Source organism: Halorubrum trapanicum, assembly GCF_017873555.1.
Taxonomy (GTDB): domain Archaea; phylum Halobacteriota; class Halobacteria; order Halobacteriales; family Haloferacaceae; genus Halorubrum; species Halorubrum trapanicum.
Genome location: NZ_JAGGKE010000008.1, coordinates 111,088 through 129,349 on the forward strand (window position 1 = coordinate 111,088; position 18,262 = coordinate 129,349).

Annotated in this window: 18 protein-coding genes; 10 read left to right on the top strand and 8 right to left on the bottom strand. The window is 69.2% G+C overall.

What is annotated here, in order from left to right:
• Nucleotides 1-98: 98 nt before the first annotated feature.
• Nucleotides 99-965 (top strand): nucleoside phosphorylase, encoded by an 867-nt coding sequence (locus J2744_RS10305; RefSeq protein ID WP_210113273.1) that lies wholly within the window; start codon nt 99-101, stop codon nt 963-965.
• Between the two features lie 86 nt (nt 966-1,051).
• The gene (locus J2744_RS10310) at nt 1,052-2,233 is read left to right on the top strand and encodes an NAD(P)/FAD-dependent oxidoreductase (RefSeq protein WP_210113274.1); all 1,182 of its coding nucleotides are present in this window, start codon (nt 1,052-1,054) and stop codon (nt 2,231-2,233) included.
• Between the two features lie 112 nt (nt 2,234-2,345).
• Here the strand turns inward: J2744_RS10310 and J2744_RS10315 are convergent, their stop codons facing one another.
• Together J2744_RS10315 and J2744_RS10320 are read right to left on the bottom strand one after the other, a co-directional pair.
• Entirely contained in the window at nt 2,346-2,879 is a 534-nt protein-coding gene (locus J2744_RS10315) for an Rrf2 family transcriptional regulator (protein WP_210113275.1), read from the bottom strand.
• A 106-nt stretch (nt 2,880-2,985) separates the two neighbouring features.
• Nucleotides 2,986-3,204: a hypothetical protein gene (locus J2744_RS10320; RefSeq protein WP_210113276.1), complete on the bottom strand. Its 219-nt coding sequence runs from the start codon at nt 3,202-3,204 to the stop codon at nt 2,986-2,988.
• 136 nt (nt 3,205-3,340) lie between these two features.
• Between J2744_RS10320 and rocF the strand changes: the two genes are divergently transcribed.
• Complete coding sequence (gene rocF, locus J2744_RS10325) at nt 3,341-4,246, top strand: arginase (protein ID WP_210113277.1); 906 nt, start codon at nt 3,341-3,343, stop codon at nt 4,244-4,246.
• Between the two features lie 34 nt (nt 4,247-4,280).
• Here rocF and J2744_RS10330 read toward each other — a convergent pair whose 3' ends face one another.
• Nucleotides 4,281-4,580, bottom strand: a complete 300-nt coding sequence (locus J2744_RS10330; protein WP_210113278.1) for a DUF7565 family protein — start codon at nt 4,578-4,580, stop codon at nt 4,281-4,283.
• A gap of 131 nt (nt 4,581-4,711) precedes the next feature.
• Here J2744_RS10330 and J2744_RS10335 point away from each other — a divergent pair, with 131 nt between their 5' ends.
• The gene (locus J2744_RS10335) at nt 4,712-5,503 is read left to right on the top strand and encodes a PHP domain-containing protein (RefSeq protein ID WP_210113279.1); all 792 of its coding nucleotides are present in this window, start codon (nt 4,712-4,714) and stop codon (nt 5,501-5,503) included.
• A gap of 499 nt (nt 5,504-6,002) precedes the next feature.
• Here J2744_RS10335 and J2744_RS10340 read toward each other — a convergent pair whose 3' ends face one another.
• Nucleotides 6,003-6,503 carry a metal-dependent hydrolase gene (locus J2744_RS10340; protein ID WP_210113280.1) on the bottom strand — a complete coding sequence of 167 codons (501 nt, stop codon included), beginning with the start codon at nt 6,501-6,503 and terminating at the stop codon, nt 6,003-6,005.
• A 133-nt stretch (nt 6,504-6,636) separates the two neighbouring features.
• On the opposite strand from J2744_RS10340, the gene J2744_RS10345 reads away from it, so the two are divergent.
• The 3 genes from J2744_RS10345 (at nt 6,637) to J2744_RS10355 (ending at nt 11,631) form a co-directional block, all read left to right on the top strand.
• On the top strand, nt 6,637-7,758 hold the full coding sequence (locus J2744_RS10345) for a pyridoxal phosphate-dependent aminotransferase (RefSeq protein ID WP_210113281.1): 1,122 nt from the start codon (nt 6,637-6,639) through the stop codon (nt 7,756-7,758).
• Nucleotides 7,759-7,881: 123 nt separating this feature from the next.
• Nucleotides 7,882-11,034: an isoleucine--tRNA ligase gene (gene ileS, locus J2744_RS10350; RefSeq protein WP_210113282.1), complete on the top strand. Its 3,153-nt coding sequence runs from the start codon at nt 7,882-7,884 to the stop codon at nt 11,032-11,034.
• Nucleotides 11,035-11,157: 123 nt separating this feature from the next.
• Complete coding sequence (locus tag J2744_RS10355) at nt 11,158-11,631, top strand: GNAT family N-acetyltransferase (protein ID WP_210113283.1); 474 nt, start codon at nt 11,158-11,160, stop codon at nt 11,629-11,631.
• 38 nt (nt 11,632-11,669) lie between these two features.
• Here the strand turns inward: J2744_RS10355 and lrpA1 are convergent, their stop codons facing one another.
• The 3 genes from lrpA1 to J2744_RS10370 all read right to left on the bottom strand — a co-directional run bounded on the left by lrpA1 (nt 11,670) and on the right by J2744_RS10370 (nt 15,019).
• On the bottom strand, nt 11,670-12,098 hold the full coding sequence (gene lrpA1 / locus J2744_RS10360) for an HTH-type transcriptional regulator LrpA1 (protein ID WP_006628872.1): 429 nt from the start codon (nt 12,096-12,098) through the stop codon (nt 11,670-11,672).
• Nucleotides 12,099-12,181: 83 nt separating this feature from the next.
• On the bottom strand, nt 12,182-13,120 hold the full coding sequence (locus J2744_RS10365) for a thiamine pyrophosphate-dependent enzyme (RefSeq protein WP_210113284.1): 939 nt from the start codon (nt 13,118-13,120) through the stop codon (nt 12,182-12,184).
• 3 nt (nt 13,121-13,123) lie between these two features.
• A complete protein-coding gene (locus tag J2744_RS10370) occupies nt 13,124-15,019 on the bottom strand; it encodes a 2-oxoacid:acceptor oxidoreductase subunit alpha (protein WP_210113285.1) in 1,896 nt (631 codons plus the stop codon).
• Nucleotides 15,020-15,193: 174 nt separating this feature from the next.
• Between J2744_RS10370 and dph5 the strand changes: the two genes are divergently transcribed.
• The 3 genes from dph5 (at nt 15,194) to J2744_RS10385 (ending at nt 16,891) form a co-directional block, all read left to right on the top strand.
• A complete protein-coding gene (gene dph5, locus J2744_RS10375; protein WP_210113286.1) occupies nt 15,194-15,991 on the top strand; it encodes a diphthine synthase in 798 nt (265 codons plus the stop codon).
• Between the two features lie 47 nt (nt 15,992-16,038).
• Nucleotides 16,039-16,425, top strand: a complete 387-nt coding sequence (locus J2744_RS10380) for a CBS domain-containing protein (protein ID WP_210113287.1) — start codon at nt 16,039-16,041, stop codon at nt 16,423-16,425.
• Nucleotides 16,426-16,516: 91 nt separating this feature from the next.
• A complete protein-coding gene (locus tag J2744_RS10385; RefSeq protein WP_210113288.1) occupies nt 16,517-16,891 on the top strand; it encodes a CBS domain-containing protein in 375 nt (124 codons plus the stop codon).
• A 43-nt stretch (nt 16,892-16,934) separates the two neighbouring features.
• Here the strand turns inward: J2744_RS10385 and J2744_RS10390 are convergent, their stop codons facing one another.
• Entirely contained in the window at nt 16,935-18,182 is a 1,248-nt protein-coding gene (locus tag J2744_RS10390) for a DUF4010 domain-containing protein (protein WP_210113289.1), read from the bottom strand.
• Nucleotides 18,183-18,262: the final 80 nt, after the last annotated feature.

Below are 18,262 nucleotides of genomic sequence, written 5' to 3' on the forward strand. Positions count from 1 at the left end.
GTGTCACAGCCGAAGACAGCCCGGAGCGGGTGAGGGGGCGCGTGGTCCGCTCCGCCGAGCCGGAACTACTTTTAAATGCCTCTCCGAACGCCGAGGACATGACCGACGAGACCGACGCAGGCGCTTCCGACGCGGACTCCCCGGCCTCCGACGCCGAAAGCGAGGATCCGAACGACGGGGCCGGCTACCACGTCGAGGCCGCGGCCGAGGACGTCGCGGACGCGGTCCTCCTCCCGGGGAACCCCGAGCGCGTCGACAAGATCACGGCGCTGTGGGACGACCACGAGGAGGTCGCGCGCCACCGCGAGTACCGCACCGCGACCGGGACGTACGACGGCGCGCCGATCTCCGTCACCTCCACGGGCATCGGCTCCCCGTCGGCCGCCATCGCCGTCGAGGAGCTGGCGCGCGTCGGCGTCGACACGTTCATCCGGGTCGGCTCCTGCGGCGCGATCCAGCCCGAGATGGACGTGGGCGATCTGGTGATCACGACCGGGGGCGTCCGCCAGGAGGGGACGAGCGACGAGTACGTCCGCGAGGACTACCCGGCGACCGCCGACGGCGAGGTCGTCTCCGCGCTGGTCGCCGCCGCAGAGCGGCTGGGCCACGAGTACCACACCGGCGTCACCATGAGCGCCGACTCCTTCTACGCCGGGCAGGGCCGCCCCGGGTTCGAGGGGTTCGAGGCCGCCGGCTCGGACGAGCTCGTCGCGGAGCTCCGCGACGCGAACGTGAAGAACATCGAGATGGAGGCGTCCGCGATCCTCACGATCGCCAACGTGTACGGGCTTCGGGCGGGCGCGGTCTGTTCCGTCTACGCGAACCGCGTGACCGGCGAGTTCCGGACGGAAGGCGAGTCGCGCGCCGCCGAGACCGCGAGCCTCGCGGTGAAGCTGCTCGCGCGCATGGACGAGGCGAAACGCGAGGCGGGCGCCGACCGCTGGCACGCGGGTCTCTCGCTGTAGCCGCCGCCCGCGACCCCGCCGCGTTGGCGATATCTGTCTGCGAGCGTTCCAAAGCGACTTTATCCGCGGGCCGCGGAGCGATACGCATGAGTACACAGGTCGTCGTCGTCGGCTCCGGGTACGCCGGCGCCGGGGCGGTGAAGGCGTTCGAAGACGAGGTCGGCGAGGGCGAGGCGGAGCTCACCTGGATATCCGAACACGACTATCACCTCGTCTTACACGAGGTCCACCGCGCGATCCGCAACCCCGCGGTCGAGGACAAGATCACGATCCCCGTCGACGAGATCAAATCGCCCCGGTCCGACTTCGTCCAGGGCCGGGTCGTCGACGTCGACACCGACGACCGCGTCGTCGAGACGGACGACGGGACCACCGTCGACTACGACTACCTCCTCCTCGGCGTCGGCTCGACGACCGCATTCTTCGGCATCGAGGGGCTGAAGGAGCACGCCCACCAGCTGAAGGGGCTCGACGACGCGAAGGCGATCCACGAGGACGTCCGCGAGGCGGCGGCCGAGGCGACCCGCTCCGACCCCGTCGAGGTCATCGTCGGCGGCGCCGGTCTCTCCGGCATCCAGACCGCCGGCGAGATCGCCGAGTACCGCGACAAACACCGCGCGCCGATCGAGATCAAGCTGGTCGAGGGACTCGACGAGGTCTTCCCCGGCAACGACCCGCAGATCCAGGGCGCGCTCCGCCAGCGGCTGGAGGACGCCGACGTGGAGATCCTCACCGGCGACTTCATCTCGAAGGCCGACGAGGACGCCGTCTACCTCGGCGGCGGCGACGAGGAGGAGCCGGCGGAGCTCGGCTACGACGTGCTGATCTGGACCGGCGGCATCACGGGCCAGCCGGAGCTGGAGAACGTCGAGGTCGAGAAGGACGAGCGCTCGAACCGCGTCCACGCCGACGCCGATTTCACCACCAGCGACGACCGCGTGTTCGCCATCGGCGACACCGCCCTCGTCGAGCAGGGCGACGACGACGTGGCGCCGCCGACCGCGCAGGCCGCCTGGCAGGCCGCCGAGGTCGCCGGCGAGAACCTCGCGCGCGCCGCACGCGGCGCGCCGCTCCGCTCGTGGACCCACGAGGACAAGGGGACCGTCATCTCCGTCGGCGAGGACGCGGTCGCCCACGACGTGATGGGCATGCCGATCAAGACGTTCGGCGGCACGCCCGCGAAGCTGCTGAAGAAGGCCATCGCCACGCGCTGGATCAACAAGGTCTCCTCCGCGAGCCGCGCGTTCGGCGCGTTCGGGGATATGTAGGCGCGGGCGACTCGCGACGGCGACGCGTCTCTCGGCTTCGACTTCCGACTCTTTTCGACGAGAAGCAGTTAGAACTGCGGCAGACAGCCGGTCGAAGAGCCTCGTTCCGCAGTCAGTGTTCCGCCGGCTCGTCGGGCGCCCGCATGTCGTCGATCCGAAGGATGAGCACGTTCGCGGTGTCGTCTTTGCCGTCGACGGTGCCGTCGATGACGAGCTTCGAGAGCGGCGTCGGGCCGACGGTGACGCTGTCGCCCTCGTGGAAGTCGCGGACCGACCCCTGGACGTGGATCTCGGCGCGACACAGCTCGGGGTGGTGGACGCTGGAGAGGTCGATCCCGTCGACGTTGACTCCCTCGACCTCCTCGCCCTCGTGGTAGATCGGGACGTCGGCCGGCTCGTCCATGCGCTGGATGTCGAGCGCCTCGTAGGCGTTCGAGGTGGGCTTGTAGCCGCCCTTCGGACCAGGTACCCCTTCGACCAGCTGGAGGGCCTTGAGGCTCTGCATCTGGTTGCGGATCGTCCCCGGATTACGGTCGACCTCCTCGGCGATCGCCTCGCCTTTCACGGCGTCCTCCTGTTCCCCGTACAGGTTGATCAGGGCCGAGAGGATGCTTTTCTGGCTCGATGTGAGCTCGATCGATGACATGGTCGCGAATACATCACGCCCCCGCTTAAATGCGATGGAACTCGCTTATAAATGATCGTGTGGAATCCGCTCGGTGGCCGGATACAGCCGGTTCCGACCGACCGGTTCACTCCCCGCGAAGCCGCTTCATCCGGACGTACGCGATCGGACTCGAGAGCGCGACGACCACGCCGACGCCGATCAGCGCGACCCCGAGATCCGCCGCGACGAACGAGACCGCGGCGCCGACGAGTCCGACCGCCGCGCCGGTGAACGCGACCGCGATGGTCGCGCCGATCGGCTCGATGTCGCCGGGGTCGACCGAGTAGGGATCGGAACTGCCCATGAACGCCCCGTGGCGGGCCGGGCGCAAAACGGTGTCCGATCCGGCGAGGGGGGGACGGTGGGGTCGCCGGCGAATCCAGGGCGACGCGAGCGCGCCGATCCCCACCATTCAAGCGCCGGCGCGCCGCGTAGCCGGTATGACCACGGTCAGGATCATCGGCGCGCCGACCGACTACGGGGCGAACCGACGCGGGGTCGACATGGGACCGTCGGCGATCCGATACGGCGGACTCGCCGACCAGCTCGCCGGCGCGGGCGTCGAGACGGTCGACGCGGGCGACCTCCTCGTCCCGCGGGCCGAGGAGCGCGATCCGGACGCGGACGCGCCCAGCGAGGGGAAAGCCAAGTTCCTCCGCGAGACGGCGGACGTCTGTCGACGGCTCGGCGACGAGGTCGCCGCGACGCTCGCGGACGGCGAGGTGCCGCTCGCGCTCGGGGGCGACCACTCAATCGCCATCGGGAGCCTCGTCGGGTCCGCGCGCGACGCCGATGTCGGCGCGGTATGGTTCGACGCGCACGCCGACCTCAACACGCCCGCGACGACGCCCTCGGGGAACGTCCACGGGATGCCGCTGGCGGCCGCGCTCGGGATCGGCGAGTTCGCGGACACCGAGTGGGCGAACGCGCCGGGGCTCTCGCCGGAGAACGTCGCGCTCGTCGGGCTTCGGTCGGTCGACGGCGCGGAGGCGGAGCTAATCCGCGACCGCGGCTTCGCGGCGTACACGATGTCGGACATCGACGAGCGGGGGATCACGGACGTCACCGAGGAGGCGCTCTCCGTCGCCTCGGCCGGCGTCGACGGGATCCACGTCAGCCTCGATCTGGACTGGCTCGACCCGAACGCGGCGCCCGGGGTCGGCACGCCCGTCCGCGGCGGCGTCACCTACCGGGAGGCGCACAGCGCGATGGAGATCGTCGACCGGACGGACGCGCTCCGGTCGATGGAGCTGGTCGAGGTGAATCCGACGCTCGACCAGCACAACGAGACGGCCGAGCTGGCGACGGAGCTGGCGGCGAGCGCGCTCGGGAAGCGCGTCCTATAAATCGAGGGCGGTCGAGCCGACCGAGCCGAACGCCTCAGACGCCGCGGTCCAACTCTTCGACGACCTGCTGGAGGTCCGCCGCGGCCTCGACGTCGCCTTTGATCTCCTCCCGGCGGCGGACCGCCGCCGAGTCGGCGTCGTACGCCCGGACGAACTCGGCGCGGGTGTGCTCGTCGAACGCGTGACGGATCGCGAAGTAGCCGTCGGGGACGATGGTGCCGCACACCTTGCACTCGTGGCGCTGGTGGTCGTTCGTCTGGTGGACGATCGCCGCCTCCACGTCGTCGAAGGCGGCGTCGCAGTCGCCGATGCCGCACGTCCAGCGAGGGGCCATACCCGAACACTCGCCCGAGGGGGATTAACGGTTTCCCAAGCCGTCCGGTTCTTCTCCCGGCGTCGACCGGCGCTCGCCGACGGGGCGCCCGGCCCGCGGTCGCGGCACCGTCGTCGTCGAACGATACGCCTTTGCGCGGGCGCGACGACCGTTCGACCGTGACCCGATCGAGAACGCGCGTCGACGCCCACGTCAAGGTGCTCGACGACGAGGTCGTCGCCCGCGCGAAGGCCCGCGGGATCGACGCGCTCGTGTACGCGCCGCACTTCACGCGCCTCCCGACGATCCGCGAGCGCGCCGCTCGGCACTCCGACGACGAGCTGACCGTCGTCCCCGCCCGCGAGGTGTTCACCGGCGACTGGGGCAACCGGCGCCACCTCCTCGTCTTCGGTCTCTCCGACCCGGTCCCCGACTACATCACCTTCGAGGGCGCGATGGCCGAGTTCGAGCGGCAGGACGCCGCCGTGCTCGTCCCGCATCCCGGTTTCGCCACCATCTCGCTCACGCGGCCCGAGGTCGACGCCCACGCCGACCGAATCGACGCGGTCGAGACGTACAACACGAAGCTGCTGCCACACCAGAACGCCCGCGCGCGCCGGACCGCCGAGGCGGCCGGTCGCGTCGGGTTCGGCTCGTCGTACGCGCACCTCCCCGGCACGGTCGGCGAGGCGTGGACCGCCTTCGAGGGCGACCTCGACGACGAGGAAGCAATCGTCGACGCCTTCCGCGACCGGCGCCCTCGGAAGGTGATCCATCGCGGCGGGGCCGGCCACCGGCTCCGCGGTCTCGTCGAGTTCGCACACCTCGCGTACGAGAACACGTGGGCGAAGCTCGACCGGATGTTCCTCTCCGGCAACGAGCCGACCCTCCCGTCGAACGTCGCCTACGAGGGACGGTTCGACGACGTGAGCGTGTACGAATAGATAGCCGTGCGGTGGCGCGTGCCTGCGAGGCCGCCCCGCGGCCGAGCCGCGAGGGACCGAAGGTCCCTCTGGAAGCCGGCGCGAAGCGCCGGCGACAGCACGCGCGAGGGAGTCGCTGGCGGCGCCAGCCGCCAGCGACGAGGCTGGGGAGGCGTGAGGTGCGGTCCCGCGAGCGATCGGAGAGAGCGAGCGGGAGTACGGAAGTCGCAGCCCGCGAAGCGAACGTAGTGAGCGAGCAGGAACGTCTTCCGGCGGTTGCGGTGTTGTGCGGGTGGGACTCAAAGGGGCAGCCGCGAGGCGGGCGCAGGCGATGTAAGCACCGCAGGAGCGAGCAACGCGAGCGACGAGGAGCGAAGCGAGCGTGCGCCCGCCTCGTGGCTGGGGCTTTGGAGGTGTTCACCGGCAATCTACAGCCGATTATTTATAAATAACCGCCTGGGGCTTTGGCGGTGTTCTCGGACCCACCGATCACCACGCGACGGTCACCATTGCTATCTACTTATAAGCCGAATCCGGCCGCGGCCTCCGAGACCGCGGAGAGATCCAGATCGAGGGTGAACAGGTAGGTGTGGATCGCCCAGAACGCCGCCAGCTCGATCGCGGTGATGATCACGGTGACGAGGTCGGCGTACTTGCTGCTCGTCGTCACGCCGCTCGGCATCCCGAACTCCCTGTCGGAGAACGGGTGGAACAGCGCGATGCCCCGCCGGCTCCCGACCACGTCGAGGACGTAGTGCGTCAACACGCCGATCCAGACGTACTGGAGGTTGCCGAAGAAGATCGGGTACGCGAGGAAGATCGCCAGCACGGGGAGGCTGTGAAGCGTCTTCCGGTGGCGCCCGAAGGCGGTGTCGACGTCGGGGAACAGCGCCCCCAACACAACCGGGACGGTGATCTCCGCGACGGTCGTCGCGGTCGCCGCGTCGAGACCCGGTTCGACGATGAAGCCGAGTCCCAAGGCGAGCAGCAGGCCGTTGAGGACGTGGCCGCGTTTGTTCATACCGTTCGCTTCGCGCGTCGACAGGTCAAACCACCGGATCGCGGCGACGACTGTCGGGCGCGCTTCCCTCCGATCCGCCGGGGCGCCGCTCGCGGGTCGAAAGAGCCACGGCGGGCGCGCTCGACCCGCCCGTATGGAGTACGAGGAGCCGAAGTTCTTCCACGTGATGCAGTACGCCGCGGCCGCCGCCGGCGACGTTATCGACATGGTGAGCGGCAACCCCGACTGGGAGCCGCCCGCCGCGCTCCGCGATGCGCTCCGCGAGTACGCCGACCTGCCGCCCGCCGACTTCCAGTACCCGCCGAGCGACGGCCTCCGCGAGCTACGGGAGGCGATCGCGACCCGCGAGAACGTCGCCCCCGAGCGCGTGGTCGTCACCAACGGCACCGGCGAGGCGAACTACCTCGCGATGGCGCGCGCGCTCGACCGCGGCGCCGGCGACGAGGCGCTGCTCACCGACCCGGTGTACCCGTACTACCCCGGGAAGACGCACCTGCTCGGCGGGGAGCCGACGCTCGTCCCGACCGCCCGCGACGGGAGCCTCGACCTCGACGCGGTCCGCGAGGCGGCGAGCGAGGACACCGCGCTCATCGTTCTCAACACGCCGAACAACCCGACCGGCGCCGTCTACGAACTCGACGCGATCCGGGAGGTCGTCGCGGTCGCCGAGGCGGTCGACGCGCTCGTCGTCGTCGACGAGGTGTACGACCGGTTCGATCTGTCCGGCTCGTTCGAGTCGGCGCTGACGCTCGGCTCCGACCGCGTCGTCGTCACGAGCGGCTTCTCGAAGTCGATGGCGATAACCGGGTTCCGCGTCGGGTACGGGATCTTCCCCGAGGCGCACGTCGACGACGCCAAGACGCGGCACATGCTCGTGAACGTCACCGGGGCGCGCCCCTCCCAGTACGCGGTCTACCACGCGCTCGTCGAGACGCCGCCGGAGTACTACGCCGAGTCGCGCGGCCTGCTCGCGGACCGCGTCGACGCCTTCACGGACGCGCTCGACGCGGCCGGCGCGGAGTACAGCCGCCCGGAGGGGGCGTTCTACGTCCTCGCGCGCTTCCAGGGGTTCCCCGGAACGATGGCGAACGTCAAGCGGCTGGTCGACGAGGCCGGCGTCGCCGGAATGCCGGGCGAGGCGTTCGGCACCGCTCGCGACGAGTGGATCCGGTTCGCGCTAGTGACGCCGCGCGCGACGGAAGCCGCCGAGCGGCTCGCGGACTACTTCGCCGACGGCGCGCCCGGTCCGAGGTGAACGACCTCCGCCGTGCGCCGCGGGACGCCGATCGGGACGGCAGCCGATCCGTCTCGCGTCCCGATGACTGAATCGTTCCCACGACTCCGCCGTATTCAAATACGCGCGCGAAGACCAACGCGTATGGAGCAGATCGACGACCAGTACGCGCCCGCGGACGTCGAGACCGCGGTCGACGAGTACTGGGACGACCACGACGCCTACGAGGCGGCGAAGGAGGCGCACGCCGACGACCCGCCGTTCTTCTTCGTGGACGGCCCGCCGTACACCTCCGGGCAGATGCACCTCGGAACGGCCTGGAACAAGACGCTGAAAGACGCCGTCATCCGGTACAAGCGGATGACCGGCCACCGCGTCACCGACCGTCCCGGCTACGACATGCACGGGCTCCCGATCGAAGTGAAAGTCGAGGAGGAGCTCGGCTTCGAGAACAAGCGGGACATCGAGGAGTACGGGATGGAGGCGTTCATCGAGCGGTGCAAGGAGTTCGCCGTCGAGAACCGGGCGGCGATGGACGAGGACTTCAAGTCCATCGGCGCGTGGATGGACTGGGACGACCCCTACGAGACGATAGACCCCGAGTACATGGAGGCCGCCTGGTGGGCGTTCTCCGAGGTCGCCGACAACGGTCTCGTCGAGCAGGGGAAACGCTCCATCTCGCAGTGTCCGCGCTGCGAGACCGGGCTGGCCAACAACGAAGTCGAGTACGAGGACGTCGAGGACCCCTCGATCTACGTGAAGTTCCCGCTCGCCGACCGCGAGGGGAGCCTCGTCATCTGGACGACGACGCCGTGGACGATCCCCGCGAACACCTTCGTCGCCGTCGACGAGGACCTGACCTACAACGCGGTCCGCGCGGAGAAGGACGGCGAGGAGGAGGTGCTGTACGTCGCGGAGGAGTGCGTCGAGGACGTACTTCAGGAGGGCCGATACGAGCGCTACGAGGTCGAGACCGAGCTGACCGGCGACGAGCTGGTCGGCTGGGCGTACGACCACCCGCTCGCCGACCGCGTCGCCGAGTACGCGGACTTCGAGGGCGCCGGGCAGGTATACGCCGCCGACTACGTCGAGGCGGACCGCACCGGGCTCGTCCACTCCGCGCCGGGCCACGGGGAGGAGGACTTCCACCGCGGCACCGAGCTCGGCCTGGAGATCTACTGCCCCGTGGAGCCGAACGGCGAGTTCACCGAGAGCGCCGGGGAGTACGCCGGGCAGTTCGTCCGCGACGCCAACGACGACATCGTCGACGACCTCGTCGCCGACGGCCACATGCTCGCGCACGGCACCGTCGAGCACAGCTACGGCCACTGCTGGCGCTGTGACACCGGGATCATCCAGCTGGTCACCGACCAGTGGTTCATCTCGATCACGGACGTGAAAGCGGACCTCCTCGACAACATGGAGGACTCCGAGTGGCACCCGGGGTGGGCGCGGGACAACCGCTTCCGCGACTTCATCGAGGACGCGCCCGACTGGAACGTCTCCCGCCAGCGCTACTGGGGGATCCCGATCCCCATCTGGGTGCCGGAGGACGCCGACTCCGGGAACCTCGACGAGGACATGATCGTGATCGGCACCCGCGAGGAGCTCGCCGAGCGCGTCGAAGAGGACGTCGACCCCGAGTCGATCGACCTCCACCGCCCCTCCGTCGACGACCTCACCGTCGTCGAGGCGGGGACGACCTACCGACGGATCGACGACGTGTTCGACGTGTGGATCGACTCCTCGGTGGCGTCGTGGGCGACGCTCGGCTACCCGAGCGACGAGGCGGCCCACGAGGAGCTGTGGCCCGCGGACCTCATCATCGAGGCGCACGACCAGACGCGCGGCTGGTTCTGGTCGCAGCTCGGGATGGGGACCGCCGCGGTGGACCAGATACCTTACGAGGAGGTGTTGATGCACGGCTTCGCCAACGACGAGGACGGCCGGAAGATGTCGAAGTCGGTCGGCAACATCGTCACGCCCGAGGAGGCTATCGACCGCGCCGGGCGCGACCCGCTCCGCACCTACCTCCTCAGCCACGACCAGCAGGGGGTCGACCTCGCGTTCGAGTGGGACGGACTCGGCGAGATCCAGGGCAAGCTCAACATCCTCTGGAACGTGTTCCGGTTTCCGCTGGAGTACATGGCCCTCGACGGCTACGACCCGGCCGACGCCGACCTCTCCGACGGCGAGCTCGAGTTCGTCGACGAGTGGGTGCTCTCGCGGCTCCAGTCCGTGGAGACCGAGGTCGCGGACGCTTGGGACGACTACCGGGTCAGCGACGCGGTCAACGCCGTCATCGAGTTCGTCACGCAGGACGTGTCGCGGTTCTACGTGAAGGCGGTCCGCGATCGCATGTGGGAGGAGGCCGACTCCGCCTCGAAGCGCGGCGCCTACGCCACGCTCGCGACCGTCCTCGACGAGGTGATCCGGCTGCTCGCGCCGATCGCGCCGTACCTGACCGAGCGGATGTACCAGCGGCTCGACGGCGAGGCGACGACGGTCCACGCGCTGTCGTACCCCGAGCCGGACGCGGCCCTGCGCGACCCCGACCTCGAACGCGACGTGGCGGTCTTCCGCGACGTCGAGGAGGCCGCCGCGAACGCGCGCCAGCAGGCGGGCCGCAAGCTCCGCTGGCCCGTGCCGCGCGTCGTCGTCGAGACCGACGACGAGACGGTCGCGGGCGCGGTCGACCGGCTCGAAGCGCTCATCGCCGACCGCGTCAACGCCCGCGAGGTGGTCGTCACCGACGCGTTCGACGAACTGGTCGAGACCGCGGAGCCGCAGATGGCCGCCATCGGGCCGGCCTTCGGCGGCGACGCACAGCGGGTGATGGAGGCGGTTCAGGGTGCGACCCGCGCCGCGGTCGAGGGCGGTGAAGTCGCGGTCGACGGCGAGCCGGTCGACCTCGACGACGAGATGGTCGAGTACGTCGCGGAGCCGCCGGAGCACGTCTCCGGCGCCGACTTCGAGGGCGGCACCGTCTACGTCGACACCTCCTTGACCTCCGACATCGAGTCCGAGGGGTACGCCCGCGACGTGATCCGCCGGATTCAGGAGATGCGCAAGGAACTCGACCTGGACGTGGAGGCAAGGATCCGCGTCGGAGTCGACGTCGACGACGGCCGCGTCGCCGGCTTCGTCGACGACCACGCCGACCTGATCGCCGGCGAGGTGCGCGCCGACGCGTGGCTCGACGACCCGAGCGACGCTGCGGACGCCGAGGGCGGTCTCGTCGAGGAGTGGGAGGTCGAGGGAATCGCGGTCACGATCGGTATCGAACCGGTCGCGTAGCGGTTTCGACGGCTCGGGCGTGCGGTTCGGTTCCCCGGTCGGAGCGGGTCGGTCGACCTGCGGCCGCCCGCCAATCACGCCGCCGCCGAAACCTATAGGTGCGTTCTTTACTCACGGTCGACCATGCATGTCCGGGCGGCCCGGCCCGACGACGCGGAAGTACTGCGGACCGCGGTCTCTCGAGCGCGCGAGGAGACGGTGTTCGACGACATCGGCGCGCCTTTACTCGACGTGTCCGCCGCGGGCGTCCGCGAGGCCGCCGCCGAGGCCGAGTGGACGTTTCTGATGGAGAGCGACGGGGACGACCCCGTGGGGCTGGCGATCGCACACCCGGATCCCGGCGGAACGGAGGCCGAGCTGCTGGCGCTGTGGGTTCACCCGAACCGTGTCGGAGAAGGCGTGGCGAACGAACTCCTCGCCCGCGTCGGAAACGCACTGGCTGACCGCGATATCGAGGTGCTCCGCGCGACGGTCCCCCCGGACCGCCCCAGCGCAGAGGAGTTCTTCAGCACGCACGGGTTCGCGCCGCGAGGGACCCGCCGAAGCCCGGCGGGCGACGAATCGGTCGTCGTCGCGGACCCGCGCGAACTCACCTGACGCGGTCGAACCGGCCGCCGCCCTGTCGGGTCGCTCGCTTACTTCAGACGCTCCTGGAGGAACGACGGGTGGGCCGCGGTCACGCCCTCGACGCCGAGCAGCTTCTCGGAGATGACGTCGCCGAGTTCGTCGCCGTCGCCGGCTCGCACCTCGGCCATCAGCATGTGGTCGCCCGAAGATGTGTACAACGCCTGAACCTCGTCGAGCGACTTCAGCTCTCTGGTGGCCTCCACGTACTGGCCCGAATCCACGTCCATCCCCACCATGGCGATCGACTGCGAGGAGAGCTTCTTCGGGTCGACCTCCGCGGAGTAGCCGACGATCACGCCCCGGTCTTCGAGGCGGTCGATGTACTTGCGCACCGTCGGCTTCGAGACGTCGGCTCGCTCGGCGATCTCTCCGCAGGACGCCTGCGCGTCCTCTTCTAACACGGAGAGGATCCGTTCTTCCGTCGATACCGTACTCATACCACTCCGTTTGTCACCAATGAAAAAATACCTTGCGAATCAAAAAACGAACTCACCGCGCCGTGAACGGCCGTCGACCCCGTTCAGGCGTGTTTGTCGAGGAACATGTCGTGGGAGCGCTCCCACTCGTACTCGTCGTCCCAGTAGCGCTCGGCGAGCGGTTCGTCGGGCATCTCGCCGATCGCCTGCTTCTCCTCGGTGTACGAGGGGCGGTCCTCGTCGACGTAGAAGCGACCGGTGAGCACCTCGCCCTCGTAGAGCGACTCCTCGGTCTCGCGCATCATCTCCTGGGCCTCGACGCGGTCCGTCTTGTCGAACTCGTAGTCGTCGGACTCGTTGACGTCGATGTACGGGACGTACTGGCGCGCGTCCTTGTTCCAGGTCGGACACTGGGTGAGGAAGTCGACGTGCGCGAACCCGTCGTGTTCGATCGCCTCGATGATGATCTCCTTCGCCTGGTTCGGGTTCACCGCGGCCGTACGGGCGACGTAGGAGGCGCCGGCGTTCAGCGACATCGAGAGCGGCTTGATCGGCTCCTTGGCGCTGCCCGAGGGCTGCGTCTTCGACTTGTGGCCCTTCGGGCTGGTCGGGGAGGTCTGCCCCTTCGTGAGCCCGAAGATCTCGTTGTTGAACACGATGTACGTCATGTCGTGGTTCTCCCGGGCCGTGTGGATGAAGTGGTTCCCGCCGATCCCGTAGCCGTCGCCGTCGCCGCCGGCGGCGATCACTTCGAGGTCGGGATTCGCGAGCTTCGCGGCGCGGGCCACGGGCAGCGAGCGCCCGTGGATCGTGTGGAACCCGTACGTGTCGAGGTAGCTGTTCAGCTTGCCGGAACAACCGATCCCGGTACACAGCAGGGTCTCCTCAGGCGTGCGCCCGACCTCCGGGAGCGCCTGCTTGAGCGCCTTCAGGACGCTGAAGTCACCGCAGCCCGGACACCACGTCGGCTGCGGCTCCACGCCGGGGGTGTACTCGTCGCGGTCGATCTCTCGCTCCTCTCCGATTGCTGAAAACGTGCTCATTGGTTAGTCACCTGCGGCTGGGACGAAGGTGGTCTGATGGCCGGACGCGTCGCCGTCGCCCTCGACGACCGCGGCCTCGAACCCGTCGACGATCTCCGCCGGCTCGAACGGGTTCCCGTTGTACTTCAGCAGGCTCGACAGCTTCTCGCCGTAGCGGCCGAGGTTCTTCTGGACGAGCCCGCGGAACTGTCCGGACGCCGTCATCTCGACGACGAGGACCTCGTCGACGCTCTCGACGAACGCCGCGACCTGCTCGGTCGGGAACGGCGCCATGTCGGAGACGCCGTACGACTTCACCGAGACGCCGGCGTCGTTGAGGCGACCGACCGCCTCCTCGACGGTGCCCTGCTGGCTCCCGAACGTGAGGATGCCGTACTGGGCGTCCTCGGGACCGGCGTAGGAGCCGGTGTCCTCGGTGTCGAGGTCGGCGCGGATCGCCTCCAGCTTCTCCGTGCGGCGGTCGATCTGCGCGACGCGGTTGTCGGGCGACTCGGCGATGTGACCGGTCGGGTCGTGCTCGTTGCCGGTCGCGAGGAAGCGACCGCCCTTCTGACCGGGGATCGAGCGCGGCGAGACGCCGTCGCCGACGTCGTGCTGGAACCGGTGGAACTTCCCGTCGGCCGAGTGCGGCTCGTCCGCCAGCGCGTCCTCGGAGAGCGTCTTCCCGAGCGTCGGGTTCGGCTCGCGGTCGAAGTGGCGCTTCGGGACGTTGGTCATCTCGCCGCCGAGCTTCTGATCGTACAGGAGGATCGACGGGATCTGGTACTCGTAGGCGAGCCGGAAGGCGAGCCGCGACTGCTCGTACGCCTCCTCGACGGTGCCGGGCGCCAGCACGACGCGCTGGGAGTCGCCCTGCGAGGTGTAGAGGACGTGTTCGAGGTCGGACTGCTCCGGCTTCGTCGGCATCCCGGTCGAGGGACCGGCGCGCATGGCCTCGACGAGGACGATCGGCGTCTCCGTCATCTCCGCCAGCCCGAGCGGCTCCGACATCAGCGCGAAGCCGCCGCCGGAGGAGCCGGACATGGCCTTCACGCCGGCGTGGGAGGCCCCGACCGCGAGCGCGGCCGCGGCGATCTCGTCTTCGACCTGCTCGGAGATCCCGCCGAGCTTCGGCAGGTTCTTCGTCATGATGGTGAACACCTCGGTCCACGGCGTCATCGGGTAGCCGGCGATGAACCGGCACCCCTCGTCGATGGCGCCGTAGGAGATGGCGTCCGAACCGGACATGAGAAGCTGCTGTTCGTCGTGTTCGCCGGTCGGGACCGACACGTCCGGGGCGTCCACGTCGTACTCCTCTCGCACCTGATCGTACGCGATCTGGAGGATCTCGAGGTTCGGCTCGAGGATCTTCTCCGGCATCGCGTCGCGCATGAGGTCCTGGACGTGGTCGAGGTCCATCCCGGTCAGCGCGCAGGTCGCGCCGACGCCGGCGGTGTTCCGCATGACCTCGCGGCCCTGGTCGCGGGCGAGCCCGCGGAGGTCGAGGGGGTACACGTGCCAGTCGTTCTCCTCGGCGCGCTCCTCGAAGTTCGGGATCTCCGAGGCGTCGAGGAGTCCCTCGTCGTACACGATGATCCCGCCCTCGCGGAGCTCGTCGAGGTTCTCGGAGAGGGGTTTGATCTCCTCGTTCCCGTAGACGGCCTCCTCCTGCGGGTTTCGGGCGAACGAGTCGCCGAGCGCGAGCAGGAAATTGTAGCCGTCTCCCCGGGATTCGACGGGGTCCGCCGACGCGCGGACCTCGGTGTAGGTGTGACCGCCGCGGATCCGCGACGGGTAGTGCCGATGCGTGAAGACGTTAAGCCCCGATCGCATCAAGGCCTTCGCGAAGTTCTGGCTGGTGGAAGCGATCCCGTCACCGGATCCTCCCGATATCCGCCAGATGAGTTCGTCGTCAGTCATAATGGTGTGTGAGCCCGTTCGGGCCTCGTGGCTCGACGTTACATTGGTTCCCTCTTAGGGCTTGCTATGGAATCGCAAGGGACAATCATGAAGGTCTATTAGGTTGCCATAGGTTCGCACAACTCCGGCGAGGTCTTCCGCGCCCTTTTACTTCGGCGGACGCCGAGCGCGGGCATGCTCACGTTCATCGGACTCGGTCTCTACGACGAGCGGTCGATCACCGTCGAGGGGCGCGAGGCGCTGCGCGGGACCGACCGGGTCTTCGCGGAGTTCTACACCAGTCGCCTGGTCGGCGCCGATGTCGCCGATCTGGAGGCGTACCACGACGTCGACGTGGAGGTGCGCGACCGCGCGGGCGTCGAGCGGGACCCCGAGCCGATCCTCGAGGCGGCCGAGTCCGGCGACGCGGCGTTCCTCACCGCCGGCGACACGATGATCTCGACTACCCACACCGACCTCCGGCTCCGCGCCGAGGAGCGCGGGATCGACACGCGGGTGATCCACGGCGTGACCGCGCAGTCGGCCGCGTCGAGCCTGACGGGTCTCCAGAACTACCGGTTCGGGAAGGCGACGACGCTCCCGTTCCCGTACGCCCACGGCGGCGACGACGTGCCCGCGAGCGTGATCGAGACGATCGAGGCGAACCGGGAGCGCGGCCTTCACACCGTCGTCTACCTCGACATCAAGGTCGGTACGGGTCCGACCGGACCCGACCCCGACCACGAGGAGTACATGACCGCGGACGTCGCCGCCGACCTGCTCGCCGAGGCGTGGGACGACGAACTCGCCGTCGTCGTCGCCCGCGCCGGATCGCCCGGCGCGGTCGTCGCCGCCGACCGGCTGAGCGCCCTCGCCGCCCGCGAGTTCGGCGACCCGCTCCACCTGCTGGTGATCCCCGGCGACCTCCACCACGTCGAGGCGGACGCCCTCGTCGGTCTCGCGGACGCTCCCGAATCGCTGGTCGAGGAGTGACCGTCGGACCGGACGTTTAATCACCGTGCTCAGCGTTGGCACACGGCATGAACGACGTACCCGTCGACCGGCTCATGTCGACCGACCTCACCACGATCGGCCGAGGAGCCGCCGCGGCCGACGCGGCGAAAAAGATGCGCGAGACCGGCGTCAGCTCGATTCTCGTCGTGGAATCCGACGGGACGCTGGCCGGCCTGATCACCGCGACGGACTTCGTCGCGCTCGTCCGCGACAACGATCCGAAGGACCGGACGCCGGTCGAGGCGTTCATGACGACCGACGTCGTCACCGTGAGCCGCGACGACACCGTCGCGGAGCTGGCGGAACCGACCGCCCACGGATACACCCATCTCCCGGTGACCGACGGCGACGGCAGACCGATCGGGATGGTGTCGACGACGGACCTCACGGCGTACCTCTCGCAGGCGGGGTGACGGGTCGGTCCCGCCCCGGACGGAACGGAGGCGCGGTCGCCGGGGCTGTGCGTTCCGGAAGAGTAATGAGACACGGTAACACACGACGGATATGGATCTCGACGACAGAACCCGCGTCGCGGACGTGATGTCGGCGCCGCTGGAGACGATCGGGGCGGACGTACCACTCCGAGAGGCCGCCCGACGCATGCGGGATCAGGACATCAGCGCGCTCGTCGTGACGACCGGCGGCGGGTGCATCGTCACGCAGAGCGACGTCGTCGGGGCGGTCGCCGACGAGCGCGACCTCGCGGCGACGACGGTCCGCGACGTGATGACCGAAGACGTCGAAACGGTGACGCCGGACCTCATGATGCAGGAGGTCGCCGCGATGATGACGATGTACGGCGTGAAACACCTCCCGGTCGTCGACGACGACTACGTTGGGATGGTCTCCTCGACGGACATCGCCGAACACCTCTCCTGAGACGGGTTCGGGGCGCGACTCCCGACCGGCGGCGGATCGCTCCTCAGAACAGCAGCAGCGGCAGCCCGGCGACCACGCCCACGGCGATCAACAGGAGGTTCCAGAGGAACACCGGCCGGACCAGCTCCCGCGCGATGCTCGCGGCGAAGGCGGTCTTGATCAGAATGCTGGCGGCGGTGCCGGCGACCACGCCCGCGACCGCGGTGTCGACGCCGATCTGTCCGGTACCCAGCAGCGAGACCGCCGTGGTCGTCGAGGTCCCCGAAGACACCAGTCCGGCGAGGAAGGAAGTGGCGACGAACCCGCCGGCGCCGAACGTCTCCTCGGCGACCGCGGAGGCGAGCAGCACGACGAGGAAGAGAGCGCCGAAGGTGAGGGCGTTGCCGAGGCTGAACGGCGAGGTCAGCTCCGCCTCCAGGTTCGTCCGCCAGTCGCTTCGCCACACGGCGACGCCGATCCCCGCGAGGGTGATCGCGCCCAGGGGCGCGCCGACGACGAGCGCCGCCTCCGGGACGAAGACGGCCACCACCGCGGCGTTCCGGAACGCCATCGCCGCGTTCGCGAGGAGGATCGAACCCACCGCTATCTCGCCGAGATCCGTCCGCCCCTTCGCGCGCTTGGCCATCTCGGCGACGACCGCCGTCGAGTTCACCAGCCCGCCGAAAAAGCCCGTGACGGCGTAGCCGCGCCCCTGATACCGCTTCACCAGCACGTAGTTGACGAACCCGATGGCGCTGACCGCGACCACGAGCGACCAGACGAGCCGCGGCTGGACCGCGTTCCACGGGTCGATGGTCTCGGCGGGCAAAAGCGGGAAGACGACGAACGCGAGGATGGTGAACTCCACCGCGCTGCGGACCTCCTCGCGGGAGAGTCCCCACGCGAACTCGTGGAGTTCGCGCTTCAACACGAGCAGCAGCGACGATAACACCGCCACCGTCACCGACTCGATGAACAGCCCCTCCGCGACGAGGACCCCGACCCCGTAGGCGACGAGCATCGACGCCGACGTCGTCAGCGAGAGACCGTCGACGGCTTCCTCCACGAAGCTTCGGACCGCCAACAGCACCGCGCTGGCGACCACCAGTACGCCGCCCACGACGAGCAGGCCCGGCTCGTCGAGCAGCGAGAACACCGCGGCCGCGAGGCTGATGAGCGCGAACGTCCGGATCCCCGCCGACTTCTGTGACCACTCGCGCTCCAGCCCGAGGAACATGCCGAGCGCGGTCGCCAAGACCAGCTTGGCGACGTTCGTCTCCAGGTAGACGAACGGGTCGACCGCGTCAATCACCGCCGACCACCTCGCCGCGACCGTCCTCTCCGACCGGACCCCGGTGATCCGTCTCGTCTCCTCGCCGTCATGGTCGTTCC